This is a genomic window from Rhizobium sp. 25PS6 (assembly GCF_032464655.1).
Taxonomy (GTDB): domain Bacteria; phylum Pseudomonadota; class Alphaproteobacteria; order Rhizobiales; family Rhizobiaceae; genus Rhizobium; species Rhizobium laguerreae.
The window spans coordinates 92,296-115,608 of record NZ_JAWDIV010000003.1 but is presented as its reverse complement, the minus strand read 5'-3'; the positions used below and the strand labels follow the sequence as shown (position 1 = coordinate 115,608).

General features: G+C 54.9%; 25 protein-coding genes, 1 tRNA gene and 5 pseudogenes. 11 read left to right on the top strand and 20 right to left on the bottom strand.

The features are described 5' to 3' along the window. Positions 1-75: 75 nt before the first annotated feature. The gene (locus tag RWK44_RS05220) at positions 76-852 is read left to right on the top strand and encodes an acyl-CoA thioester hydrolase/BAAT C-terminal domain-containing protein (RefSeq protein ID WP_316028484.1); all 777 of its coding nucleotides are present in this window, start codon (positions 76-78) and stop codon (positions 850-852) included. An 18-nt stretch (positions 853-870) separates the two neighbouring features. Here the strand turns inward: RWK44_RS05220 and RWK44_RS05215 are convergent, their stop codons facing one another. From RWK44_RS05215 to RWK44_RS05200, 4 genes and pseudogenes are all read right to left on the bottom strand, one after another. After that, positions 871-1,221, bottom strand: coding sequence for a GrpB family protein (locus tag RWK44_RS05215; protein ID WP_316028483.1), 351 nt, complete (start codon positions 1,219-1,221; stop codon positions 871-873). Positions 1,222-1,370: 149 nt separating this feature from the next. Continuing rightward, positions 1,371-2,207, bottom strand: coding sequence for a hypothetical protein (locus RWK44_RS05210; protein WP_316028482.1), 837 nt, complete (start codon positions 2,205-2,207; stop codon positions 1,371-1,373). Positions 2,208-2,527: 320 nt separating this feature from the next. Next, positions 2,528-2,803 (bottom strand): annotated as a pseudogene (locus tag RWK44_RS05205) (transposase domain-containing protein); the annotation flags it as partial. 1 nt (position 2,804) lies between these two features. Next, positions 2,805-3,200 carry a hypothetical protein gene (locus RWK44_RS05200; RefSeq protein WP_316028481.1) on the bottom strand — a complete coding sequence of 132 codons (396 nt, stop codon included), beginning with the start codon at positions 3,198-3,200 and terminating at the stop codon, positions 2,805-2,807. 151 nt (positions 3,201-3,351) lie between these two features. On the opposite strand from RWK44_RS05200, the gene RWK44_RS05195 reads away from it, so the two are divergent. Continuing rightward, positions 3,352-3,654 (top strand): hypothetical protein, encoded by a 303-nt coding sequence (locus RWK44_RS05195; RefSeq protein WP_097543929.1) that lies wholly within the window; start codon positions 3,352-3,354, stop codon positions 3,652-3,654. Positions 3,655-3,989: 335 nt separating this feature from the next. Here RWK44_RS05195 and RWK44_RS05190 read toward each other — a convergent pair. The 3 genes and pseudogenes from RWK44_RS05190 to RWK44_RS05180 all read right to left on the bottom strand — a co-directional run. Then, a tRNA-OTHER gene (locus RWK44_RS05190) sits at positions 3,990-4,084 on the bottom strand. Between the two features lie 321 nt (positions 4,085-4,405). Beyond that, positions 4,406-4,966, bottom strand: a complete 561-nt coding sequence (locus tag RWK44_RS05185) for an NADPH-dependent FMN reductase (RefSeq protein WP_316028480.1) — start codon at positions 4,964-4,966, stop codon at positions 4,406-4,408. A 139-nt stretch (positions 4,967-5,105) separates the two neighbouring features. Next, positions 5,106-5,375: pseudogene (locus tag RWK44_RS05180) on the bottom strand (GrpB family protein); the annotation flags it as partial. A 719-nt stretch (positions 5,376-6,094) separates the two neighbouring features. On the opposite strand from RWK44_RS05180, the gene RWK44_RS05175 reads away from it, so the two are divergent. Continuing rightward, positions 6,095-7,081 carry a hypothetical protein gene (locus tag RWK44_RS05175; protein WP_316028479.1) on the top strand — a complete coding sequence of 329 codons (987 nt, stop codon included), beginning with the start codon at positions 6,095-6,097 and terminating at the stop codon, positions 7,079-7,081. A 354-nt stretch (positions 7,082-7,435) separates the two neighbouring features. Continuing rightward, positions 7,436-7,630 (top strand): hypothetical protein, encoded by a 195-nt coding sequence (locus RWK44_RS05170; RefSeq protein ID WP_316028478.1) that lies wholly within the window; start codon positions 7,436-7,438, stop codon positions 7,628-7,630. Between the two features lie 533 nt (positions 7,631-8,163). Here the strand turns inward: RWK44_RS05170 and RWK44_RS05165 are convergent. The 3 genes and pseudogenes from RWK44_RS05165 to RWK44_RS05155 form a co-directional block, all read right to left on the bottom strand. Continuing rightward, positions 8,164-8,769: pseudogene (locus tag RWK44_RS05165) on the bottom strand (2'-5' RNA ligase family protein). Positions 8,770-8,909: 140 nt separating this feature from the next. Further along, on the bottom strand, positions 8,910-9,653 hold the full coding sequence (locus tag RWK44_RS05160) for an NUDIX domain-containing protein (protein ID WP_164044525.1): 744 nt from the start codon (positions 9,651-9,653) through the stop codon (positions 8,910-8,912). Between the two features lie 63 nt (positions 9,654-9,716). Then, positions 9,717-10,301, bottom strand: a complete 585-nt coding sequence (locus RWK44_RS05155; protein WP_316028477.1) for a nucleotidyltransferase family protein — start codon at positions 10,299-10,301, stop codon at positions 9,717-9,719. 100 nt (positions 10,302-10,401) lie between these two features. Here RWK44_RS05155 and RWK44_RS05150 point away from each other — a divergent pair, with 100 nt between their 5' ends. The 5 genes from RWK44_RS05150 (at position 10,402) to RWK44_RS05130 (ending at position 13,455) form a co-directional block, all read left to right on the top strand. Continuing rightward, on the top strand, positions 10,402-10,911 hold the full coding sequence (locus tag RWK44_RS05150) for an NUDIX hydrolase (RefSeq protein WP_316028476.1): 510 nt from the start codon (positions 10,402-10,404) through the stop codon (positions 10,909-10,911). Between the two features lie 145 nt (positions 10,912-11,056). Continuing rightward, positions 11,057-11,602, top strand: a complete 546-nt coding sequence (locus tag RWK44_RS05145; RefSeq protein ID WP_316028475.1) for a chloramphenicol phosphotransferase CPT family protein — start codon at positions 11,057-11,059, stop codon at positions 11,600-11,602. Continuing rightward, positions 11,599-12,018, top strand: a complete 420-nt coding sequence (locus RWK44_RS05140; RefSeq protein ID WP_316028474.1) for a DUF2750 domain-containing protein — start codon at positions 11,599-11,601, stop codon at positions 12,016-12,018. Before RWK44_RS05145 ends, RWK44_RS05140 begins: the two co-directional genes overlap by 4 nt. Before the next feature lie 77 nt (positions 12,019-12,095). After that, the gene (locus RWK44_RS05135) at positions 12,096-13,157 is read left to right on the top strand and encodes a S66 family peptidase (RefSeq protein WP_316028473.1); all 1,062 of its coding nucleotides are present in this window, start codon (positions 12,096-12,098) and stop codon (positions 13,155-13,157) included. Between the two features lie 13 nt (positions 13,158-13,170). Continuing rightward, on the top strand, positions 13,171-13,455 hold the full coding sequence (locus RWK44_RS05130) for a hypothetical protein (protein WP_316028472.1): 285 nt from the start codon (positions 13,171-13,173) through the stop codon (positions 13,453-13,455). A 545-nt stretch (positions 13,456-14,000) separates the two neighbouring features. Here the strand turns inward: RWK44_RS05130 and RWK44_RS05125 are convergent. Further along, positions 14,001-14,195, bottom strand: coding sequence for a hypothetical protein (locus RWK44_RS05125; protein WP_003577126.1), 195 nt, complete (start codon positions 14,193-14,195; stop codon positions 14,001-14,003). A 1,058-nt stretch (positions 14,196-15,253) separates the two neighbouring features. On the opposite strand from RWK44_RS05125, the gene RWK44_RS05120 reads away from it, so the two are divergent. Further along, a complete protein-coding gene (locus tag RWK44_RS05120) occupies positions 15,254-15,505 on the top strand; it encodes a hypothetical protein (protein WP_316028471.1) in 252 nt (83 codons plus the stop codon). Here RWK44_RS05120 and RWK44_RS05115 read toward each other — a convergent pair. The 6 genes from RWK44_RS05115 to RWK44_RS05090 form a co-directional block, all read right to left on the bottom strand. After that, a complete protein-coding gene (locus RWK44_RS05115; RefSeq protein ID WP_316028470.1) occupies positions 15,494-16,057 on the bottom strand; it encodes a hypothetical protein in 564 nt (187 codons plus the stop codon). The genes RWK44_RS05120 and RWK44_RS05115 overlap by 12 nt on opposite strands. Before the next feature lie 304 nt (positions 16,058-16,361). Beyond that, complete coding sequence (locus RWK44_RS05110; protein ID WP_316028469.1) at positions 16,362-16,847, bottom strand: hypothetical protein; 486 nt, start codon at positions 16,845-16,847, stop codon at positions 16,362-16,364. A gap of 59 nt (positions 16,848-16,906) precedes the next feature. Beyond that, positions 16,907-17,527 carry a hypothetical protein gene (locus RWK44_RS05105; RefSeq protein WP_316028468.1) on the bottom strand — a complete coding sequence of 207 codons (621 nt, stop codon included), beginning with the start codon at positions 17,525-17,527 and terminating at the stop codon, positions 16,907-16,909. A 75-nt stretch (positions 17,528-17,602) separates the two neighbouring features. Continuing rightward, a complete protein-coding gene (locus tag RWK44_RS05100) occupies positions 17,603-17,758 on the bottom strand; it encodes a hypothetical protein (RefSeq protein WP_316028467.1) in 156 nt (51 codons plus the stop codon). A gap of 43 nt (positions 17,759-17,801) precedes the next feature. Then, positions 17,802-18,857, bottom strand: coding sequence for a hypothetical protein (locus RWK44_RS05095; protein WP_316028466.1), 1,056 nt, complete (start codon positions 18,855-18,857; stop codon positions 17,802-17,804). 85 nt (positions 18,858-18,942) lie between these two features. Next, a complete protein-coding gene (locus RWK44_RS05090; protein ID WP_316028465.1) occupies positions 18,943-19,788 on the bottom strand; it encodes a thermonuclease family protein in 846 nt (281 codons plus the stop codon). A 464-nt stretch (positions 19,789-20,252) separates the two neighbouring features. Here RWK44_RS05090 and RWK44_RS05085 point away from each other — a divergent pair, with 464 nt between their 5' ends. Next, positions 20,253-20,696 (top strand): VOC family protein, encoded by a 444-nt coding sequence (locus RWK44_RS05085; RefSeq protein WP_222037528.1) that lies wholly within the window; start codon positions 20,253-20,255, stop codon positions 20,694-20,696. Positions 20,697-20,756: 60 nt separating this feature from the next. Here RWK44_RS05085 and RWK44_RS05080 read toward each other — a convergent pair whose 3' ends face one another. The 3 genes and pseudogenes from RWK44_RS05080 to RWK44_RS05070 all read right to left on the bottom strand — a co-directional run. Then, positions 20,757-21,524, bottom strand: a complete 768-nt coding sequence (locus tag RWK44_RS05080; RefSeq protein ID WP_316028464.1) for an SOS response-associated peptidase — start codon at positions 21,522-21,524, stop codon at positions 20,757-20,759. 802 nt (positions 21,525-22,326) lie between these two features. Next, positions 22,327-22,689, bottom strand: a pseudogene (locus RWK44_RS05075) (IS66 family transposase zinc-finger binding domain-containing protein); the annotation flags it as partial. Then, a pseudogene (locus RWK44_RS05070) lies at positions 22,689-22,853 on the bottom strand (SOS response-associated peptidase); the annotation flags it as partial. The pseudogenes RWK44_RS05070 and RWK44_RS05075, both read right to left, overlap by 1 nt. Positions 22,854-23,313: the final 460 nt, after the last annotated feature.

Genomic DNA, 23,313 nt, shown 5'->3' with positions numbered 1-23,313 from the left:
TTTTTAGTGCCATGCAATGCGGCCATAGGGATTTCCATCGAGGACATAGACCTACATTCCAATCATATTTATTCAATGGCCAACGACGCAGGTCAGGATATTCGATTGGCAAACTATTCGCAGGTCGGCCTTGCAGGACAGGTGCAAGGAACTCTGATCGTTCCTCATCGGCCAAACGACTGGGGCATTCTTGTGCTTGGCGGATCAAGCGGTCGCGTCGACGTGGGACGTGCTCTGCTTTTTGCCGACCTCCGACGACATCGCTGCAAACGGATTGCAATAGTTGGAACATCGAAAGGCGCTGAAGCGGCCCTGCTCACCGCCATTCATGACGAACGTGTCGAAGCTGTCTTCGCAATTAGCCCGACGTCAGTAACCTGGGGTAATATCGGCCCCGGCCACGATGGTGTCGCCTGGCCGGAGCGCTCATCATGGACATGGAACGGCAAGCCCCTACCGTTCGTGCCTGCTGTTCCTTGTTGGCAACCCAAACATCAGGATGGACTGATTTCGTATCGAGGGTTGTTCGAGCGATGTCTCGAACAGTCTCCCGACCATCTCCCGGCAGCGACCATTCCCGTTGAATTGACCGCCGCTCGCCTCGTTGTAATCGCGGGTGGACGCGACGCTCTCTGGCCATCAGACGTTTTCGCGCAATCGATTATTCAACGACGGCAGATGTTCGGCATGCAAGCAGACTTGATCTATGACCCTGAGGCGGGACATCGGGTTCTGTTGCCCGGCGAGACGACGCCCAAATCGGCGCTTCACGCCCACGGCGGAAATGACGAGGCCGATGCAAGGCTCGGCAAGGCAGCGTGGGCGGTGATTACACAGGTGCTGCGGTCGTGAATATCAGTACGCCCGCAACTACATGTCGGAATTGCCAGGTGTCCAACCATTTGCTGCCGCCCAGCGATCCGCACGACGAATGATCTGCCAAAGGTGATCGTCCTTGCCTGATGTGTAAGCAGCCCTATCGTTTCGAAAGCGCTCGGCTAGGCTTCGCTTTAAAGCAACGTAAGGTTCGTGCTCTTCCACATGCTGGCGCATGTAATCTCGGAACAGCAATGGCCATTGCTCGTGCCAACTTCCTAGCCGCCGGACGTGAATGTGCGTGCGTTCCTGGCCTGGAGCTTCCCGGAAATATCGCTTTGTCAGCTCCGCGTTAGAAGATCGCCAGACATAGCCGATGGATTGTAAGCGGTGTTCTGACCGCACCTTCCGGATCAGGCTTGATCGACGATTGTCGGCCCATGTCGATTTTACAGCTTACGCTCAAATCAAAAAAGCCGGTGCACCGGGTAGGTCTTGCCAGCGGCTGGGCGCGCGTGGAGGGACGAGCAAGGGTAACAGATCGTTGCCGAGAGTTATGAGGCTAACGTTTTCGCCGGTGGCTTCCAGCCCAGTTCGGCCATGACGAGGCCTTCGTACCGCTCGCTGATGACGGCGCGTCTCATATTCTCCGCAAGCGGATCGTGGAATATTTCGAGCGCGCGCTGGGTCGCTTCATCCGAGAGCCAACCGTCGGATAGCCGCCAGCGTCGATAGAATAGCCAGTCAAGTTGGCCACACCGGTTTTGCTCGACGCTAGCACGCGCGCGCGCCAGCCCAATTTCCGGCGGGACAATCTCGGGAGGCGCGACTTCCTGCCCTCGTCGCCTGGCGTTTGCATAGTTCGTGTCTGTGAAATTGCGGATACGACGTGTCGCACTCTTTTCGACATCATCGTCGGTAATCGTCACGAGGCGGTCCATTTCGTCCTCGATGTGATCAGGCATTGTCTCGCAGGCAATTTTAACTGCTTCCACAAAGCGAACGTCTTCAAGGTTTGAGGGCTTCCAGCCGTCCGCACCTCGCCAGTGGATCGTCTCTGAAGCTTCTGTCCATCGCCCGTTCTCCGTGAGACCGAGGATGGCGAGCAGCGGTAAAATGTCCGTCCTAGCCCGTGCCGCGTCTGCCGTCTTGTAGGCAGCGACATTCGTGTATGTAGCCGTCCGAATTGGTTGATAGCTCTCCGGTGGCGTGGGCGCTCCCGGATGCAAGAACGTTACATCCGCCAGTCCCAGGACAGTCACGCATATGTCATCCCAGCGCGGTAGTACTTCGGGTAGTTTTGGCCGGTCCTTCGCCAGCGCGCCTGGCCCGAAGCGCTCTGCCTGTCCCAACGCCACCAACGCATCACACCCCAACTGATAAGCTGTCATGCTGCTATCGGACCATCTCAGCGGTGATCGACTGTCCACCGGCAGACTTTCCCTCAGGAATTCGATGACAGCTCTTGGCCAATCGTCGTTCGGTCCGTTCGCACTCATTCGCTTCTCGCCACATTGCCGGGATGATGCAACTATTGCATGTCGTCGGCAGCGCGTCATGGATTTTGGCGTTGTGCGATGGATGTTGGTCAGCAATCTCCTTCGAAACCAATCGGGCCAATGAGATAGCTATAGTCAGCTCCATCGACGCGCCTATCGCAGATTGTTCAGACCCTTCATACTAGGGTAATGGGGCGGCCGGCGACGACGAGTCATCTCGATAGGCAATTCCATGGCAGAAGACTCTCGATCTGGCTCTGCTTATGACCGTTGACGATGGCGGTGAGCGTGGCGGTCAGATAGGCCAGCGGATCGACCGCATTTAGTTTGCAGGTCTCGACCAGCGAGGCAATGGTCGCCCAGTTCTCCGCTCCTGCATCGTGCCCGGCGAAGAGAGCGTTCTTCCGATTTAATGCTATCGGTCGGATGGTTCTCTCGACGGTGTTGTTGTCGATCTCGATGCGGCCGTCGGTCAGGAAGGTGCAGAGCTTACCTCCTCCCAATCATTATCTTAGTTTCGAGTTGCCGCCCCCGCATGTTGAGATAAACACGCCCATTCGCGCCTCTGAAAGCCAAGCCAAACTTCAAAACTTCGGTAGTTGTGTCGGGATTATCTCCGCCGTCTATAAATTTTTCGACGTAATTCATCAGAGGTTGAACGGTATAATAGTCGTTTGCCCAGTCGCTAATCTGTTTGTACAGGACCGCGTCTATGCGTTTTCCTTCTGGGGTAAAGTCGACCGAATACCTGCTCGTCGCGTGGGCGAGGTTCAGCGTAGTGAGAAGCTCGATAAACTTTGGCCTCTCCTCATAATTGAGTTGATTGTCCCGAAAGCCACGGACAGCGTCAACGTGTTCTTTCGGAAAGTCGTCGATTGAATCCATGTACGGAGAGCCCAGTGCATTGCCAGAACGCTTCAATGTGGCAGGAACGGATTTCAACAACAAGATAGAATGGGCCCAAAATCTCGCGGTAGTAGCTATGCAAGGTAGGCGTTCTGACGGAAGAAGAGACTAAAAACAGATCGGAGTCGCCGTGTTCACATTGATCGTTGACTACGCCATCGCACCTGATGGCGGCTCGCTCGCTCTGTCGGTTGAGCGACTTGACGGAAAAACGGAGTGCTTCGTCATCAACCGCTCCTTCGCTTCTCACGGGACGCCAGACTATAACGCAGTCAGCTCGAATCTCCGTTCCCTGTCCGCGAACGAATGTGAAGAAATCGCGAGACATCTGGAGGAGCTTGTTGTCGACTCGACTTCAATCGATCTGGTCACGGAGTTTATCAAAACCTTGAAAGCGCATTCTGGCAAAACACCTGAGCCGCCCGCACATTGACAATAAAGTTGCGTTCAAAGGAAATGGCTCGACAGCGGACCGAAGCGGAAATGAGCCCGCCATATGCACCAGCGGGATCGTTGCAGCTTTGTTCGAGGTCGGCTGCGAGTTGATCGCGGCCGCCGTTATCGTTCGCCATGACGACAGATGATTTGGCGTCAGCCTCACGACGAACCCTGATACACGCTTACAGCGTTGCGACAGGTCGATCAGCTCATTCGTGGGCACACGGGTGTAACCTCCGCTTCATGAAGATGGTAGATGGCGAAGCCCAGATCGAATTGTCGAGTAAGGCCACTGGCGAGAAGCCGGTGGCCCCCTACTGCAACGAAAGAAGTAAGGCGACAGGATTCGAACCTGCGCGAGCCCGAAAGCCCGGAGCGGGTCCCGTTGGACAGCCGCCCGCGATAAGCCACTCCGCCACGCCTCCTCTAAGATAGCATACGGATACCGCTATCTGAACCAGCTATTCAATTTCACAACGCTTTGACCAGATTTGCGGTAGGGCAGCATCCATCCGAGTCATCGTGACGCATCTGTTCGACCGCCGGTTTCGCTCCTCAGCGCGGCCCCCACACCGTTCTACGACTGGAGAAACTCCCTTGGCTCATCCAGCCAATCACAGATCACGGTCAATACAACATGGGGTAGAACATCGCTTACCACGCACACACCCTATCGGGCCGATGATTTTGTTCAAACAGTCAGATTTCCCAGCCTGACGAATATCTCCTCGCCTTCAACAGGGAGGCTAGCTCAAGCTTGACCTCCAGACATTTCCGAAATCTCGCGGAAAGGACATCTGACATGACCCCGCTGCCGCTGCCCTGCCCCAGTCCCGTTCCGTCGCATAGACGACGTAAGGGTTGATGACGCATTTGAAGTCCAGCATCAGCGACATCGCGGTGGCTCCATAAGCCATATAGCTGTGGGGCAGACCTCCGGCGCAAAAGAAGGTGACAATCTGATCAAACCATGCCGACTTCCGGCTTTCCGCTCCAGTTGCTCCCGTCAATTCGATCAGGCTCTTGGCAGCGCTTCCGATTGACCAATTGTAGATCGGCACAGCAAGGACAATTCCGTCCGCATCTCGAACGGCCTGATGCAGTGGAATATATGCGGGGTCACGGTAGCAAGCTGAGTTGTCAAAGTCGGGCAGCCGAAAATCACGCAAATCAACGAACTGCGGAATGCACCCTTGCGCTTCTAGGTAGCGTTCCGCCTCGCGACCGAGGTCTCGACTGCGGCTTTCTGGATCGAGACTGCATGATAGAATTGTGATTTTCAAAGGTCGTGGGGTGCTGTTGCTCATCAAAGGTCTCGTATCTTCCGGCCCAAAAACATGCCGTTATGACCTTTGCGCCCTCAAGGGCACTTGAGGTCAAGCTCTTGAAGTACCGTCGAACATTTGAAACAGCCCGAGAGCGATGAGCAAGATCACGAACGCGATAATAGTGCGCTCCACCGATGGATTGCAGAGGTTCGATCAGACCATCCTTAGGATCAAAGAAGTCGAGAACTGATACCTGAATATCGATGATCGGCTTGGCGGCCAGACCGTGTATGGCGGTTGATCCAATATGATCGATGCGTTTAGCACGGGTTCCCAGCGCCTCCCGGATTACTGCCGCTTTCGCACGAAATTTTTCTGCCCACTCGGCAGACCAATCACATACTTCTATGGGTTCATTTGACGGCAACGTGACCGAGAACTCCTTCATGCATTCGCCCTCCGAACAGCGGAAACGGCGGCGGCGAATGCCGTACGGTTCGGTGTTCCCGCACTTGCTCCAGCCATACCTGGGCTACCTAAGCCGCCGCCCCTACTCGTCTGCACCAATGACCTCAGGGACAGAGTCAGCGTCATTGATAAGCACAAGCGGTCCGCATGCGAACGCGAGGCGAGAGATGATGCGACGGATCAACGGCTCATGTCCCTTCTCGAAGTGAGGCTTTTGCGGTTCGTGATCTCCCGAGTAATCCTGAATTATCAGTAGAGCCCATTTATTTTCAGGATCATCTGCAGCTTCCTTAACGAACGCATGCCACGGAGCCATATGCCCATTATCCGTGATTTGCACTGTTAGACCGAGGTCGACTAAAGCTCGCTTAATCTCGGAACCTGTGGGCCATCGCGAAGGCAATGCTGGAAACGAGATTCCTTGCTCGCTTAGCCAGATCGTCATTTCGGAGTCCAGGGGCCATACGGTCCACATTACGCCCATATCTGCCCCCTAGCTAACAAAGTTAAATGCATCTTGCACGATTAGCACTTTCCGCCAAAGCACGACATATGCCTGGCCGCAAAAAGCCTTGCAAAATCCAAAGGTTCATGACGGAGTTCCGCGACGGGTCGGACGGCCACGATAGGCGGAAGCCATCATTTGTCATCAAATGATCTCACCGTGATGGCGTGGTCTGAATTATCGAGGGATCGTCCATGAGCCAGGGTAGCTTCATTCTCAGTGCGTTTGATTTGAACCTCTGGTGCTCAATCCTGGAAACCAGATTTACGGTCGACGATCTCGGAGCGCTACAGGCGATCATTGATGCGGATATTGATGACGATCCGGATTTTACCGGTTTCTATTCTATCGACCCGGGCGAACTGAACGACATCAACCAGCGTTTCAACGTCGGGTTCGACCCAGCGAGCCTCAATCTACCGGAGATCGAGGTGTGGTTGGAACGCGAGCGGAAAGGCCGCTCACTACGGGACGTCCCTTATCTCGTTCACACCAATTTCGAGCTGCCGCTGATGCTGGATGGCAGGAAGAAACTGGCGAGATTCACGGACATTCTCCCAAGAACGGAAGAAGCCTTTGATCGGTGGGTGGAGAAAGGCCTCTTTCATAAGGAAGTCTTCCTGAAACGAATTCCACCATCGTTGAAACCCTATGTCATCGATCCCGACCATAGAGCGGTCCGCGACGTCTATTACACCTTGAAAGGGGAGGAATGGCGCATCCCTGCCATGAACCTACTTTGGAAAACCGGGGTAGGCTGGAACCAGCATTTTGAACGCCTTGAGGGCATGCTCTTCGGTTATGAAGATTGGGAAATGGACTGGTGGATAGCGCACCGTAATGAACAGTCCGGCGGCATCGGCGGCGTTCCCTTTTGCTGCACAGTGGATTCCGAAGGTCTGAAATGGATGGAACTGGCTGGTTTCAAGGCTCTGCCACCCTTGCACAAAATCCAAGTCCACATTTACGATCCGGACGAAGACATCGCAACGGCCGCGTTCCTTGCGGAAGATGAGAGTGCTGTCGCCCTCGCCCGGTTCAAACTTTCCCTCGAAATGCGGCGAAAATTGCTCGACGGAGATGCACGAGGGCCATGGCAGATCAACAGAGAGCAAATTCCCGAGATCAATCGCCACCTGAAGCGACAGGTCGATGTCTTGTTCCCTCGATCCGCGCCCTAGATTGTTTTCTTTGAGTCGACGGCGGCCAGGCTGAGAGCGGGCAAGTCGCGGGCTAATTGCTGATAAAGTAATCACGTCCCGAGTAGTCGATTTCAATATCCTCAAAGCCTTCGGCTTCCTTTGCTGAGGCAATCCAGGGGCAAATTCTGAAGATTTGGAGCTTCGCGGCTTGGTAGGTAGGGCTACTTCCTGGTTCCGAGTGGAGCGAGTTCGTGCTGACGCCGATACAATCAAATATCTCGTGCCGGAATTATCTACCGGCGGACGTGGATGAAGATGGAGCGGTCGACGGGAATAACTGACAGGCGCTATGCTTGGCAAACCCGCCGGAATTCACTGAATGGGAGCATCAGCATGCCAAGCCTCGCCCAAATGACCGGATCATTGCATATTCATCAGTTCTATATCGGCAAGTTGAAAGCTAAACAGGAACAGCTTTTTGAGAGCGATCCCGAATTGGCGATGCTTCTCGACAATGTGGCTGCCGTTCTGTCCGAGCACGCTGAAGTCTTGGCTGGCGACATCGCTGACATGGAATGCGATGATTGATGGCGCATGGCAGCCATGAGCCACTCAGTCTCTGATAGAATTCTATGGACAGAGACGTCTATGGAGCGCGAACCGACAGAGCCTCGTCCTGCGCCGCAGCACGCCGCAAGGATTAACCTTCTATGATCAAACCTGAACTTGCATTCGCCATCATACTTATGAGCAACTTCGCAGCTCCGATCTTGGCTTTTATCGCTGGCCGCACATGGCCACGTTGCCGGAAGACATTGCATTTTTTTGCGGTGATCTGGGTCGTTCTGTCAGTATACGTATGCGACAGAGTGACATTCACGCCAGACATCGCCGATGTGGGCGACGACTCTTACGACGGACTAGATCAGTTTATAGTCGTTGTCGCGATCTTCTTGCAGCAGCTAGCCATTCTAGTGACCTATCTAGCTTGGTATGTGTGCAGCGCATTTGTTAAGTGGCAGCGGGCATCTCGAAGAGAAGCAGGACCCTTCGTGCAATAACATATCAACGTCGCTGCCCGCTGGGGCGATAATGCTGATCAGTGGGTTCTAAATCGGGCATCATGTGCTTGCGCCCAGACACGACGGTTGGCCAAGCACATCAATTTCGACGCTCGGGTAAGTTTTTCTCTTTCACCAATTGAAGGGCTTTCACGTTGCCTTCGATAGGCAACAACCCAGCATCGCCGGGGAGCGCTGGCAACTGTTCCTCGGCCGAGAACCTGAACAATGTGATGTGAGCTATTCGCGGCGGCTTTGGACGCCAATCTTCGAACCAGACGGCATCCGAAATAGCTGAGCGAAGCCGTTGCAGCTCTGGCGGCTCGGGTGCCTTTACGAAGATTGCCGCTTCCGAAGCCTGCACCTCCTGAAAACTGAGATCAATCGGTGGCGTCTCTTTGACCAGTCTCTCCACGATCCCTTTCCATCGCTCTTCGTTCAGCTTCCAAACCTCGTCGTTTGGTATACCGAATTGCGCCACTGCAAAGTGACGACCGTCATGTGCAGGCTCGTACCAGGGACGCGCAGCAGCGGCCCATCGCACTCGCGCTCGATGCGGTCCTGCAAGCCACAGAGCTTTGATAGCGTCTCGCGGTCGGGAAAAAACTGCAAATGAAACGCGCAGCAACGCTTGAACCACAGCAGGTCGTCCTTAGTTGTGATCACAGCAACATTCCCACGGTTGAGAATGTCTCAGTGACAGCGGCACAATTCGCAACCGAGATCGTTCTCGAAGGATCAGACTTGGCATTGTCTCCCCGCAATGTACTTAGATGCCTGTGTTATGGCCCCATCGGCCTCAAGACTTAGCGCAAATGCAGCTGCAGGAACCTTCTGGCTTTGATGAAGCTCCACGTCAGAGCGGCGTTCTTGTGCGGACCATTGTCATCGAGAATATCGTCCACGGAGTAAAATAGCAGTTCAGACGCTTCATCTCGATCAGCTGCCCCATCTGCGCCCGACACGATATCCGCAGCCGTGGATTTGCTCGGCATCAGCAGGAACAGTTCCGGGTGGCAGAAGACCGGATCATAGGCCAGACCGACGGCAACCGCTTCAGATCGAGCTACATCACGAACGGCGATTTCCTCCTCCACTTCGCGGGCAATCTCGTTGAAGAGGTCTACGGGACCGTCGCTCTCACCTGGCTCGGCGTACCCCCCGATTAGATAGAGGCCGCCTGGGTTTTGGTCCGCCAGCAGACTTCGCTTCGTGACAATGACCTTACCGTCGGACGTCAGCACGATAGCGGTCAATCCAAGGGGATCAGCGCGATCCGCGTGCGGATGCTCGGAAGCGAAAGCGGGATGGCGTGTCGCCACGTAGGCAGAAAAGCGGGTTCGGCTGGCAGCAATGCTCAGCCGTTCGCCTTCAACCCGATAAGAGGCCATCCGCAACAATGCCCCGTCGAAAGCAGCTGGACGCTTTGCGCAAACCGCTGCCCAGGTCGATTTCCTGACGTCTTCCACCCGGTCCTGCAGCTGAAAATTTCCAAAGAGGTGGCAGTCGATTTGATCGACGGGAATGCTGAATGACTGATCTTGGAACACGCCACGCCCATTTCGTAAGTAGTTTAGATTATGCCCGACCCAAGGATATACGAACGCGTCTCCTCATCCGTCCTCAAGCCAACCCATGACATTAAGGTTTGGCCAGACCCTGACCCATCGACTGACCTTCTGCTCGTAAATCTCCCGGCTGATCTGCTTCTTGTTCGGACGCACAACTCCTTCCAGGAGATCGGAAAGCCCAAAGGGAGCGCAAAGGTCCAGGCTGCCATTGCGAGGACAAAGGCCAACGGCCGTTGCTGTTGTCGGGAATGTGTCGATGGCATCAGCCGTCGATAGGTACGGCTTGATCGGATATCCGAATTTCGTCTCATACCAGAGGTGAACCCTGGCCTCGTTTTTTACGTCGATCCAAATAGAAAGATCGGAGAAGGCCCGCCGGACACGAGCCGCATGTTCCGCTTCGGTCTCCTCGGAACGGTCGCTGGCGTCGAAATAGACGATATCAATGTCATTGATGCCGTGAGCTGGCGGAAAACCGAACCTATGGTTCCAGACGGTCTGAGCAATCGCACCAGCAACGAGCCAGGAGTCCGGAAGGGCTACCTTTTCCCAATTGTGCAGAAGGGCTGACAACATCTGGCTCTTGAGAACGATGCCTTGCAACTGCCGAAACTGTTCGTCCTCCATGTCGACTTCTTCCTTCAGACAATTTCGGTGGCAATGTGTGCCCACACGAGTGATTCTGCCACAGCTTCACATTGTCAAAGACACCAAAGGACTCATAGATATGGACGAAGCCGCGCGGACTATGATCGTGATGAACGCAGGCGACTCCCGCTTCCAGTTGCGGGCCTGCGCACTAATACGTTCAAACGGACACATACTCATTCATCGTGTTGTGGGGGACCCTTGTTGGGTGCTGCCGGGTGGCCGCGTCGAGTTTCATGAGGCAGGTGCGGAAACACTCGCACGCGAAATGGAAGAGGAAATAGGCAGCCAGGCGTCGATTGGGCCACTGCGCTTCGTCATCGAGAATTTTTTCGAATTGGCGGGACGAAGGGTTCATGAAGTAGGCTTCTACTACGAGGTAGAGTTACTGCGACCATTGCCCTTTGATGAGGCTAACATCGTCCATCGTGTCCAGGACGGAAGCGCCGATCTGGAATTTCGCTGGGCTTTGCCAACCCGGGCTGTCCTCGATCAATTCGGGCTGTTGCCGATGCCTCTGCGTGGCCTCGTTGAGACGATCCCCGACGGCATCCATCATCTGGTGCGTCGCGATACGGCAGCCGAATAGCCTCGTTGAGGCGTTTTCAACATCAATTTAATCTGCCCGTCGTCATGCCCCTTGCTGCCGATCGTGGGACGTCCAGAATGCGGCAACTGGCGGATATGTCATACGGCGGTATAAAATCGCATCGCAGACAAATCAGGAGCCCGTGATGGCACAAGTTATCTTTCTCCACGGCGCTTCAAGCAGCGGCAAGTCCACCATCGCCAAAACCCTTCAGGAACGAATCGAGAAGCCGTTTTGGCACATCTCAATCGATCACCTGCGTGACGCAGGTGTTCTCCCAACAGCGCGATTTCGGAATGGCGACTTCCACTGGGCTGACTCCAGAGCGGCGTTCTTCCAGGGCTTTCATGCTTCGCTCAAGGCGTACGCAGACGCTGGGAATAATCTAATTCTTGAGCACATTCTCGATACAGACGGGTGGCTAGAGACGCTTTCGGAACTCCTCTCAAACCACGATGTGTTTTTCGTCGCCGTGCACTGCCCGCTCGAACTGTTGATTCAGCGCGAAACTGCGCGTGGAGACAGGCCGGTCGGCAGTGCCAAGCAGGACTATGCGACGATTCACATAGGGAAGAGATATGACATCGAGTTGCACTCCACGGATGGTGCTGACGTGAATGTTGAAAAGCTGTTGTGCGCTTGGCGAAGCGGTCGTCGCTCTTCAAGTTTCGTTGTCTCGACCGCTGGGTGAAAGGTATTCAAGTCCCCTCACTTGCAAAAACCGTTGTTGCTGCTCATCCTTGCATAATGAGTATTGCTTCTATTAATGCCGATGCCTTCGTCTCCGAGGCGCTACATAATGCACAGGTCTGGGGCATCAAAGACAAGGATGGTTTCCCCACGTCGACAAACGCTTCCGGTGAAACGGCTATGCCCTTCTGGTCGTCGGAAAAGAGGGCACTGTCCGTAATCCAGAGCATCGAGTCTTATCGCGGCTTCAAGCCAGTGCCGATTGCGTTATCCGAGTTTATCAATCAGTGGCTGCCTGGCTTGACAAGGGATGACGTTTACTGCGGGCTCAACTGGTCGGGCAAGGGGGCGACGGGATACGATGTAGCCTCGGCAGATGTGCTGGCTCGGCTGACAGCAAACGACGGAACAATCTAGCTCCGCAACAGGCCGAAAGCGGCCGAAACGGTGAGTTGCCCGAACCAGATCGCTCGCGAAGAAGGAGGCTGATTTTGATGTCTTGGTTTCAAAGCCCACCATTAAAGCCCGCGAACCTGGTGCCCGGCTGCCGGATCGCAACAGTCTCTCCATCATGGGGTGGCCCATCAATATTTCCAGAACGATATCGCTTCGGGAAGCGACAATTAGAAGACGTATTCGGCGTTGAAGTTGTCGAGATGCCCCATACATTGGCTCCTGCAGATTGGCTCGCGAAGAATCCCGCTGCCCGAGCATCCGATATAATGCAGGCGTTTTCCGATCCCTCCGTGCATGCGATCATTGCAACAATTGGCGGAAGCGACGCAATCAGGCTTCTTCCACATTTGGATTTACACGTCCTTCGCGAGAACCCGAAGATATTTCTCGGCTACTCAGACACGACGGCCATCCACTTCGCTTGCATGGCGGCCGGAATAGTTTCGTTTTACGGTCCGAGTATCATGTCCGGGTTCGCTGAGGATGGGGGTATGCACTCGTACACGATAGAGGGCGTGCGGTGTGCGATTTTTCAAACGGGCATGATCGGTCAAATCCCTATCAACAAGGAAGGATGGACAGTCGAGGCAACTGATTGGGGTAGCCTGGATGCTCAGGGGAAGCGGCGACACCTGCTGGCACCAACACCTCCAAGAACCATCCAGGGGCAAGGGATATCGTCAGGGCGACTGATGGGCGGTTGTGCCGAAGTCCTGGAAATGTTGAAGGGCACCGCATGGTGGCCGCCCCTCTCAATTTGGGAGAAGGCTATCCTGTTTTATGAAACGTCGGAGGACACGCCCTCACCCCGCTTTATTAGGTACTGGCTACGGAATTTTGCCGCTCAGGGCATTTTGAGTGTGTTGAACGGGATTGTGATAGCTCGGCCCGATCCCGGTAATGACCAAACCTATCAGGCAATGATCGAACAGGCAGTGGTAGATGTACTGGCGGAGGAAGGCCTGCAGAATTTGCCGGTGTTGTCCGGATTCGATTTTGGCCACACGCAACCAATGACCACCCTGCCATACGGGATCGAGGCGGAGATCAATTGCGAATTTGCGACGATTACGGTTCGAGAACCCGCAACCTCACCGTAGTGAAAGTGGGTCAATGATGTTGCAGAGACTGATCGTCACTGGTCCGAACGGCGCTGGAAAAAGCTACCTTGCTGCGCTTTTGGCGGCGGCACGCCCCTACGTGCCAGTGGTTTCGTTCGATGCCATCAAACTTGCGAGTAACTGGAATCGACGTCCGCAAGCGGAAATCGATGCCGAGCTGCTAAAGGTGGGAACTTCGGTGTCTGGCGGCCGTTTAGTTGCAGATGCCGCGTATCGGGCGGACATCCTGCGCCTCGGGCGGCAGATGAGATCGTCATGGCACGGGATGTCGACATAACCATATTAAAAAGCGCGGAATGCTGGCGACCGTGCGCGGCGTCGTTGCGCATAGCGTGGGCGGGGCCGAAGTCGAGACTGCGCCCTGTGATATGCTACTGGGTAATGCAATTCTGCATGTCGCGAGACTGGACGTTTCGGTTTGCACGACCGCCGCCGCGAGTGTCGTTGCGGAGGGCATTATGTTGAATTGCGAGGACTGCCGTCGGCTCGTCCTGAAATATGGCGACAAGCTTGAAGTTCGTGAGTAGGAAGCAAGAGACCTGAGCACTGGCCGATCAGCTCTCTGGGCCCAGGGAACCTCATTCGGACATCAACACGACAACCGACCTCGGAGCCACGAGAGAATTCAGTTCGATGATGGTGTTCGGGAGTTTCATGGTTGAGACGTGGGGCATTGAACCGCCTCGGCTGATGGTCTTTCGTCCACCATTCTTCACCTTTGAGTTCTCGTAGTCGGGCAGCGTTGTGAAGCAGATGGGGATTGCGTTCATGTCGGCCTCCGATGACGGACGCCGCATGACGTAGAAAAATATCTCCTGCCATTCAGTGCGAGGTGATCGCACGACCGCTGGACGCGAGATGCTCAGTAATGGCGCGCCGGATTTCGGTAACCGTGTCGAAGAGCCTGTTGTCCAAGTCGATGACATTGAAGCGGACAGCGATGAATTTGAGGCGGTTTTCGACAGGGACCGCGATCCCGACTTCCTGACCGTTGAATACGACAGCTTGCTTTTGCATAACAAACCTCGGGCGCGCCACACGGGAGCACCATCTTAGAAAAGTGGAACAAAGGGTTTACGACGCGTCAGATTGCCGTCGTAGTTCGGTATCGGATCGAGACGAGATCACGCACTCGCTGCACCATTGCGAAGAAACGAAGTCGGGCAAACAACGTCATCATCCTCCTCAAGCGAGGTCAAACGACCGCTGAGTATCGCCGGCGAGGGGCCGGTTATTTCGGAACTATTCTGTAAAAAACGTAGTCGAGAAACTTCGAGTAAGCAACTGATTTTTGTTATTAATTAGCGGTTTGAATCGTATGACAATTACCGCAGATGCGAAGTAACAAATGATGTACGTTCGTCCGACCCATCGTCGAAGGCCCGTCAACGGCTTTATTCGGCGATATTGCAGACTAGGCGGCATCCATTACATTGTTTCTTTCAGCCTCTTTCAGACTCGGGTAATCAAGCGGTTACTTCTATTTTTAAAACTAGATAGCCTTTGTTGAACGTCCTTCCCGTCGAAAGGGCCACGGACCTGAGATGTTTAGGGACCGGTAAACTCGAGGGTTTTGCAGGTTGCGTCGGGACGTGTCATTGCTTTAAAATCGAAATCGATGCCCCCCGGCTCTCGTCAGAAAGCAAACCCCGGCAATGGAAGGGCGTCCCCGATGCATAATCTGGCTACCGCTCTGGCAATCACCCTCTCCTATCTCGATGGACGCTCATCGAACTCCACTGAGGATGATGATGTTGAGGTTTTGGAAGCTGTCGCCGCAGAGCTTCAGAACGCTCCGTCGGACGAAAAGAACTCGGTGATCTCAGCTCTAGTTCACATCGGTAGGGCCGATCTCGCGGACGGCCTCGGTTTGAACTAGATTCACAAGAGACCGCGATCGCGGGTTGGGTTTTCGCGACCATCGCGACACGATCGCTATCCATCTCTCCACGATGCGGTGAACGTTCCAGCGATCCTACTTGGTCCAAGCGGTCGCATTGACTGAGTCCTGTCAACCAGCATCGCTCTACGCTTTCGCGCGTCGAGCCTTTGCAGTGCGGAGGAGTATAACTTCAGTGACACCAGAAGAAAGAACGATTTTGAAGGCTCTGGCTCATATGTGTCTGCAATACATGGACGAAGGCTCGGAGGGGCTAGTTCACAAGTCAATGAGCGCCGGCGAAAAGGCGGTCGAAGTGTTGGCATACTACGGCTTGGTCAAGCCTGATCTAGGAGGCGGGTTCTGGACCGACGAAGGCTTGCGTCTTCTCGACGATGAATGGACATCGGATCGTACGAATTTCCTGCAGCGCATGTCAAAGTCCTGAAAGCCGGGCGCTCAAGCATCTGATGATGGGGTGCTCGGCGCGATACCGAGAGCCGCTATTCAAACACTTTTCAACGGGCTGTCTTTTGATCCCGGCGGCGGCCACTAGCCAGAATAGTCCACCGGCTGCAATGCCAAATACGGCTATCTCTGCGAGCAATTCAGTGGTTTCCAGCAATCCCCACCACGTCATCATTCCGTTTTCGTAGGTGATGTGATCATTCGTGTAGGCCTTATCCGGGCCGAAAAATACAGTTAGGCATAACCACGGGAAGGTAGCAACGGAGGCCCCGGCCATCGCACAATTTGCAAGGGACGCCCCTACTCGTCCCCTGAAATAGAGTATCAATGGAATTCCGAGGACAACAGTTGGCGGGTATGCACCGAAGAATGCGACGACTGCAGTCGTTTGGACAACCCGCTCCATCATATCCGGCAGGCCCTGATAGGCTGGGCTGTAAACCGCATATGCGAACGATGCCACCAAAGGCACTACAATTAATGCAACAGCAATTCTCCACCAGGGTGGAGATGCGAATGTTGTTACCGCCATGTGCACCTTTACCTAAACAGCATACGCCACGGATTGCACGCGAATGTGCGTATGACAACGGTCCGCCCCAGACCATTCAATCAGGGGGCCGCGGGAAACGCCAGAGCTTTCGACAGCGCCATGTCGTGAGCAATCGAGCACTGTTCGGGCCGCTGACAAGTCCAGAAAGTCAAATGCATTTAGAGCCCTCGTTAGCCGTATCGTTTTGATGTTGGCGAATGTCCGTTTCGTACCGATCACGGTATGGCCGACCGAGTGGTTTGCGCCAATTGCAGTCATCAGAGCTAATCAAGGAAACGTGCTGTCACTGCTTGTCGACCAGAAGAGGGGCTGCCAATGGTTTAGGTTTGTTGCCCTTGTAGAACATCAGTCGCGCCACCTTACAGTAGTTATAGAGATCGCTTTTGGCGTCCTTCTCAACCCGCGCCATCTCGGACCGGAAATTGGGATCGAGGGGCGGATAAACTCCGGTAGCGTATTCGTATCCCAAGAAGAAGTCGGCGTTCAACTCGAGTTTCCCGCAGTACATGCCTGCAACGACCGCGCCAGCGGCGTAGGACAGAAACTGCTCCCTAGTCAGAATTGGATCGGGCTGCGGTTCCTGGGCCATTGCCGTCGAACAACTGATCGACAATCCAGCGATAAGCAAAATTGCGCTTTTCAAACGGCATCTCTCACGCATGGTTTTGTTTTCACGATGTCTTGCAATGAATCCGGTTAAAAAGGTCTCAACCCCAGACTGATCATTGGATGCGATTGAAGCCCCGATATCGCCTGACACAGTAGACATCACCGCTGTCGTGATTGGAGCGCGAGGCGAGATTTCCGTGTTCGACGATGACCATCCATTTAGTACGGCGGGTTCTGTATCGTCGCAAAGTTAAAAGTATCAACCATGGTAGCAATGGGGTCTGGGAAATTCCGGTAAGTCGCAACGCGCTTTCCATGCACAACGTAGTCTTTTTGCTCGACGTCTCCCATCACGATCAGCGAAACCGTCACCCTGGAAGTTCCAAGCATCTTCAGGGCAACGATTTTTTCCTGGGGGTTCGGGCATTTCTCCCCGACGTCACACAGCCTGCCAATCAATCTCATTTGGGCGAAGGGCTCGAAGCCCGCGAACGACGAACCGCCTATGAACTTAACCTTGTCCTTGAAGGCCGACCATTCTGTTCCGGCGGTAATCTTCTCAAACATCGGGACTGCGTTTTTGAAGGTGAAGTCCCTTGCGACAAAAGGCGCGACCGAAGAGATCAAAAGCGTGACATGCTTTTCGCCAATCCAGCAGTCAATCCATAGATGGTTGTCGTCAGGCGCGTTGCGCGCGATGTCGCGACCTTTACAGGCGGGGTCAGCAGCCATGCTAGTGTTGGCTGGCCCCCTTATCAGCCACATGGCTGCGGATGATTTCTCAGCGGAGACCGCCCAAAGCGTCGCAAGAAAAATGATTGCAGTAGAAAATCTTGGCATCAATTTTTCCTATTCAGGTCCGTTGGGGTTCCACCTGTGGCTCACCGCTGTGGCCCCCAACGCCAATGCCGGGCGTCAAGTGCGGTACATGTAAAACAGCACGAGGGTGATGAGCATGATTACCACCGCGATAACTATGCGCTCCACCCAACGCACAAACACCGATTTCGATGAATTGCCCGTTAGCCACTCGCTCAGGATGTCTCCAAGGAAGAAAAGCAAACTGTCCATTTTTTCCCTGTAACCAGCTCCCAATTAAGATTGCGGCTCCTCCTCACAGAGTGCTGAAGCCCGTCTGCACCCACAGCAACTGCTTACCGTCCTTCGACCACGTCGCATCAACGGACATGCCATATGTTATCGATCTAAAAGCCCGACGAATGACTCCCTTAGTCGGAAATTTGGGGCCGTTCTTTCGGATCGAATACCCGCCGGTAACCCGCTGCGTGCCATCCGACTCTATATAAGGGCGAGCGCTACTGAAGTTCGGGGGCACGTCAAAGCCTTGCGCTTCGAACCAGTCGGTTGCGTAGGATAAATTCTCGTAGGAACCCAGCAGTCTGAACACACAGACCTCCGCTTCGTCCGTGTTATCGATCCGATCCCAGTCCATCTCCTTTAGGCGACCTGTCGACAGGTCATCCGCCTCTGCCTCCTTGAGACAGGAAGCTGGATCAGGAAAATCCATCATGGCGACCTTCTTGGACGCGGTCATTTCTCGTTCGAATCTGACATGAAATGGAGGCGTTCCGGGGTCAGGCTCGGGACCAGAACTGACCCAGAGCAGCTTGCCGCCATAATAGAGATAGCCTGATAGTTGGTAACCCAGATATGCCAGGACGACATAGGCGGCATAATTCAGCAGCTTGCGGCCAGCATTGGGTTCCCGCATCCGCCAGGCCTGCAGCCAATCACCTGCGGATTTTCCGGCGAAAAGCCAGTAGAGATAGCCAGTTGCAGCGGCCGCAAGCAACACGGCTGAAAGCCTCAAGGGATCGCTGACAGGGAAGCCCGTTGCCAGCAGCCCGGCGATGCTCCAGATGGTGAGATACCATCTCCAACTCTGCGCCGATTTCCACTCTGTCACCGCCAGAACGATCAGCAACGGGATCGTGCCATTGAAGAGATAGCCCGGCGCACGGAATACCACCCCCCACACGAGCGCATCGACAACCAGCGAACCTCCCGGATTTGTGACGCCTCCCTGAGGATGATCTGGGAGAGAAAGATGTGTCGGGATGGTGTTCAGAAACTCGAACAACGCCGCGAAAGCGACGATGCATAGGATTGTGACGAGGGCGATCCTCAGCAACCGAACCAGGATTGTCATTTCAAATGTCCACGGAAATCATCGCGCTTCGAGAGTACGGGAAAGAAAAGGCTGCGCCCATTCGGCGGGCTTGTCGTCAGAATGATCATGATTGCTGCCTGCACCACGGTCGAGGCGTTTTCGGACAACGATTTCCTTCACAGATGAACGGGACGGCAAGGCCCTCCCCGATCAGGATTTGTCCGACGTCGCGACCGTCGACCCTCAAGACGCCGCAACTGCGTCCATGATTGCAGGCGTCCGTTCCTTCGGAACCAGCCGGACAAGCACAAGGCACTTTTGTAAGCTGAAGGTTGGGGGACTTGACCAGCTCCATCAACCGGGACGATGCCCGCTCTCCCAATTTACGTTCATATTCACATTGGGGCGAGAACTTCTCCGGAGTGTTAAAACCAACCAGCCGCGTCCCTGCCCGCTCGCCTACAACGTGAACCGTATCGCCGTCTGTGACGGTGAACGCTTGGTCGACCGGCCCCATCACATGTGACGACTTCCCGACCGTGCCAACAAAGGATTGCACCGGTCCAGTTTCGAATACCGAGTAGAGAAGACTGACCATCACGATCAGCGCAACGACCACCACGTCCCGGACAAGCCGCCTGCGCCACCTCCAGAGTTTTCGTGACAGGAAGGAAGACGTGCGGAAGCTCGAGCGGCGTGAATGCCGGGTCGTGAGGGACGCGGTCACCCCATCTTGACGCGACGTTCCATGGCCTCCGAGGATTTCATTCAGTTTCAGAAGTTGCTTATCGCTCAACCGTGCGCGGCTGCCATATCTCTCCAACCTCGTGAGCACGTCCGAGAGAAAGTTCCGCTGCCACGGGCTCAGAGCCGCCTCCACCAATGCACTGCGAATATTGGCTTTGAGATGTTCCGTCTCAAAGAGCACGACCGTCCCACCGCCTGGCTTCAAATCCGAATGGCTCTGCATCTAGCGCGGCAACCTGCTCGATTTTTTATAATGAACCCAAATAGCAGCGATGAGGGCGACCATGGCGAAGCAATACCAGCCGAACATCAGGCCAAGGACCCATAGATGCTCGCCGTCGCGAAGGACTAAAGCCCCTGCGACCAGCGCAATATGAGCAAGGACAAAGCCAATCCTAGTGAAGAGCACCCAGCGCAACCCTTGTTAGTAATTTGACTGTACGCAAAACAACCGCCCCTTCCAAGCTAGGGCCGCGCTCGGTTTAAAAGCTGGTAAATGCCAAATTACGAAACGGGTCCGGTTTCACGGGAAGGTCTGCGCCGTTGCTCAAGAATGGCCGCGTCCCGGGAAAGACGTCGAGATTTGCAATGCCGATCGTTGCAATCTATTTTCGAATCTTGTCATTTCATCGTGCTGCCGTCGTACGTCATCGCAAAATAGCCTGACGCGGCCCAGGGCGCTCCGACATGAAACTTGCTCACATCAACTTGGTCGCTCGCGATGCGGAGGCGCTCGCAGCGTTCTACGTGAGTGTCATGAATTGCGAATTGCTCCGTGGACCTAAGGTGTTGTCCGGGGAGAAAGTTTCGCGAGGAAATGGCCTTTCGAACTCAGAGATATACACGATCTGGCTCAAATTCCCCGACCTCGATCACCCATTTCTGGAAATCCACGAGCATACGGTAACTCACCATCGTGATCAGCCAAGGATCAACGAGCCCGGATTTGGTCACATGTCATTCCAGGTGGAGGATATTAGCGACGCACTTTCGAAGATCATCCAAGCAGGTGGGACGCAGATCGGGGAAGTTACAGATTTTGGGGCACCAGATGAGCCATACCTGATCGCTTATGCACGCGATCCAGAAGGAAACGTTCTTGAACTTGAGCAGGTTAGCAATAGCGGCTGACGGCCAGTGTTGCCTTGTTGAGGTCGGACCCCGCTCTGAACCGATATTGGTGAGTATCGCTCAAAGTAGGGTCGGCTGGGACACCGGCTCCCCGGACGTGGTCACGATGGTCGAACCATAGGGTTCCCGTGACGTCACCACGATCTGGTCGTTCGGAAGCGGCCGGGCGAGCGCCTTCGCCTCCTCCCACGGTGCACGCATCCATACATCCACCTCTTCCTGCGTCAGCAAGAGGACCGGCATTGCTTTCGGGTGAATCGGTTTGACGACGTCGTTGGGATCGGTCGTCAGGAACGCATAGAGGTCGTCTATGGTCAGGCCATCTTTCACCTTCCGAACGCTTTGCCACTGGGGAACGTGCAGACCCGCAAAAAACATCAGCGGCTTGCTTTCGTCGCGAGCGAACCACGCATTCGGCGTGCTTCCACCGTCCTGTTTGCTGGCGGGGTCGGGTTCGGCAAAGCTGGTCACCGGCACGATGCAACGGCTCTGCACACCAAACCATTTCTTCCAGTGGGGAAGGTTCCGGATGTTGCTGACGCCCTTGTCCGGCTCCATCCGGATGAGCATGTCCATGTCGACGGCCTTGCCCTTCTGGCGCAACTTCTCTGCCCGGGCCTCGGCCGCCTGTTTGATCACGAAAAATGGCGAAGGAAGGCCCCATCTCGCATGGACAAGCTGCTTTCGGCCATCGGCAGTATTGCGAACGATTGGTCCCGCCTGGTCGGGGTTCATCTGGTACTCGGGCATCAGATTGATCAGGCTCTCGGCATCCTGGGCCCATTTGCTGACCCAGTCCTTGTCCTCCATGCGGTAGAGATTGCACATGATCGCGACCACCTCCATTTCGCTTGGTTGATAGCCTAATCGTTCCGATCAGAACGTCAAATATTAGCCCAGCACGCGATATTGGTGGAGTGCGATACTTAGGGCTCCGGCCAAGAAGCCTGACGGGCACCGTCGCCTCGGAATGTTTTCGCCTAATAGCGGCGATGTTGCCCCTCATGCTGCCAGTTGGTAGACGTGGATGCCGTTGCTGGAGCACAAACGAAGAATGCGATCTGATCCCGACAATGCAGAAGAGACTGTCAAAGTTCTTGAGGCCAACGACGGCCTAAGGCGTGTTCGGATCGTCCGGCGATCCGATGCCGTGTTCGTTGTCCGAGCCGAAGAGTGGTATCAAACATATTCGAGGGGGAGATCATCGCAGAAGGATGGAAACCGATATATGAGAAATTCGGCTTGTTCGGAACTGTCGACCTGGCCGAGCGCGAGGCGCTCGTCAGCTTTGAATGGCTACCGCACTCTTCACGTACAAATGCCTAGCATGCGGTAGAGATCGCACATTGATTGCAACGACCTCCATTACCCGTTGCTGGGAGCCAATGCTTCGGACAGGGCGTCAAACTCTCGGGTGAGAGCCCATATCATCGCCAGAGATATCGTCCGTCGGATAAAACTGACTTTCATGCGCCCATTCGGCATCGGCTTCTTCAAGCTCGTCCGGGGAAAGGTGGTAGATGACGAGCTTGTCGAGCACATCGTCCACGTCCTGGGCCATTCCGAGCAGGTCCATCGTCTTGCCCATATGGCCACGTTCACCGAACCTGTCGAAGCACATGCCAGAGACGATATTGTGGAGGTCGAGCACCTTCTTCGTCGCCCAATCGGCAAGCGTGGAGCGGTCGAGATCGATGCCTTGGCGGCTCATGATCTGGGCCTGCCGATAGAGCGGAAGATGATCCGCATATTTGGAGACCAGCCCATAGGCGACGGTCGCTTCCGTCGGCAAGCCTGCCTGGATCAGCTGCGCTGGAGCCGGAGCCTGAACGATGCCGTCGGTGCAGGCACGGCAGGCATATACGGGACGACGAGTGACAATGACCCGGAAATGCGCCGGGACGACATCGAGGCGCTCTGACACATCCTCGCCTGTGCGATGCAGGCAACCGCCGCAGGCGCAGATCAGGCTTTCCGGCTCAATCACCTCCTCGGAAGCGGCCGGGCGAGCGCCTTCTCCTCCTCCCAAGGCGCTCGCATCCAAACGTCCGTCTCTTCCTTGGTCAGCAGCAAGACCGGCATCGCCTTCTGATGGATCGGCCGAACGGTGTCGTTGGGATCGGTGGTCAGGATGGCGTAGAGGTCGTCGGTCGTCAGCATGCAAACGACAGGTTCTCCCATCGGGCGCTAGGAGACATAGCCTCCCGTTCGCGCGCCGAGGGATCAAAGCCCGGGGCCTTCGCGGAAAGCCTCATTTCCAAAATCTCAAAATAATATTAGACTTACATCATAAGATGAAATCTCATGCATTTGAGCTCTGCAGATCGGTCGAGGATGTCAACTGCCATTGTGACCGCTATCGTTAGCTGCCCTATCGGCAAGCTTACGGATGGGAGCCTTGCCTCTGCGCGGTTTCTCATCGTAGGCCATTCCGATGCTCGCGGCACCGAAGAGTACAACCAGAAGCTCTCCGAGCATCGCGCGGGAGTCCGTCGCACACTATCTGGCCTCAAATTTCGGGATTAATGCTTCCCGACTGGAGGTCGAGGGATTTGGAAAGACGCAGCTTTATGATCCAGCAGACCTGATGATCAGGTTAACAGGCGTGTGCAGTTAG

Bases quoted from the DNA above. Each gene is read 5' to 3' on its own strand.
- RWK44_RS05130 (WP_316028472.1), top strand. From the start codon at position 13,171: ATGATGTTGCAGAGACTGATCGTCACTGGTCCGAACGGCGCTGGAAAA.
- RWK44_RS05150 (WP_316028476.1), top strand. From the start codon at position 10,402: ATGGACGAAGCCGCGCGGACTATGATCGTGATGAACGCAGGCGACTCC.
- RWK44_RS05110 (WP_316028469.1), bottom strand. From the start codon at position 16,847: ATGTCTACTGTGTCAGGCGATATCGGGGCTTCAATCGCATCCAATGAT.
- RWK44_RS05170 (WP_316028478.1), top strand. From the start codon at position 7,436: ATGCCAAGCCTCGCCCAAATGACCGGATCATTGCATATTCATCAGTTC.
- RWK44_RS05175 (WP_316028479.1), top strand. From the start codon at position 6,095: ATGAGCCAGGGTAGCTTCATTCTCAGTGCGTTTGATTTGAACCTCTGG.
- RWK44_RS05145 (WP_316028475.1), top strand. From the start codon at position 11,057: ATGGCACAAGTTATCTTTCTCCACGGCGCTTCAAGCAGCGGCAAGTCC.
- RWK44_RS05185 (WP_316028480.1), bottom strand. From the start codon at position 4,966: ATGAGCAACAGCACCCCACGACCTTTGAAAATCACAATTCTATCATGC.
- RWK44_RS05085 (WP_222037528.1), top strand. From the start codon at position 20,253: ATGAAACTTGCTCACATCAACTTGGTCGCTCGCGATGCGGAGGCGCTC.
- RWK44_RS05135 (WP_316028473.1), top strand. From the start codon at position 12,096: ATGTCTTGGTTTCAAAGCCCACCATTAAAGCCCGCGAACCTGGTGCCC.
- RWK44_RS05080 (WP_316028464.1), bottom strand. From the start codon at position 21,524: ATGTGCAATCTCTACCGCATGGAGGACAAGGACTGGGTCAGCAAATGG.
- RWK44_RS05125 (WP_003577126.1), bottom strand. From the start codon at position 14,195: ATGCAAAAGCAAGCTGTCGTATTCAACGGTCAGGAAGTCGGGATCGCG.
- RWK44_RS05105 (WP_316028468.1), bottom strand. From the start codon at position 17,527: ATGCCAAGATTTTCTACTGCAATCATTTTTCTTGCGACGCTTTGGGCG.
- RWK44_RS05100 (WP_316028467.1), bottom strand. From the start codon at position 17,758: ATGGACAGTTTGCTTTTCTTCCTTGGAGACATCCTGAGCGAGTGGCTA.
- RWK44_RS05115 (WP_316028470.1), bottom strand. From the start codon at position 16,057: ATGGCGGTAACAACATTCGCATCTCCACCCTGGTGGAGAATTGCTGTT.
- RWK44_RS05090 (WP_316028465.1), bottom strand. From the start codon at position 19,788: ATGCAGAGCCATTCGGATTTGAAGCCAGGCGGTGGGACGGTCGTGCTC.
- RWK44_RS05200 (WP_316028481.1), bottom strand. From the start codon at position 3,200: ATGGATTCAATCGACGACTTTCCGAAAGAACACGTTGACGCTGTCCGT.
- RWK44_RS05155 (WP_316028477.1), bottom strand. From the start codon at position 10,301: ATGGAGGACGAACAGTTTCGGCAGTTGCAAGGCATCGTTCTCAAGAGC.
- RWK44_RS05095 (WP_316028466.1), bottom strand. From the start codon at position 18,857: ATGACAATCCTGGTTCGGTTGCTGAGGATCGCCCTCGTCACAATCCTA.
- RWK44_RS05220 (WP_316028484.1), top strand. From the start codon at position 76: ATGGCCAACGACGCAGGTCAGGATATTCGATTGGCAAACTATTCGCAG.
- RWK44_RS05210 (WP_316028482.1), bottom strand. From the start codon at position 2,207: ATGACAGCTTATCAGTTGGGGTGTGATGCGTTGGTGGCGTTGGGACAG.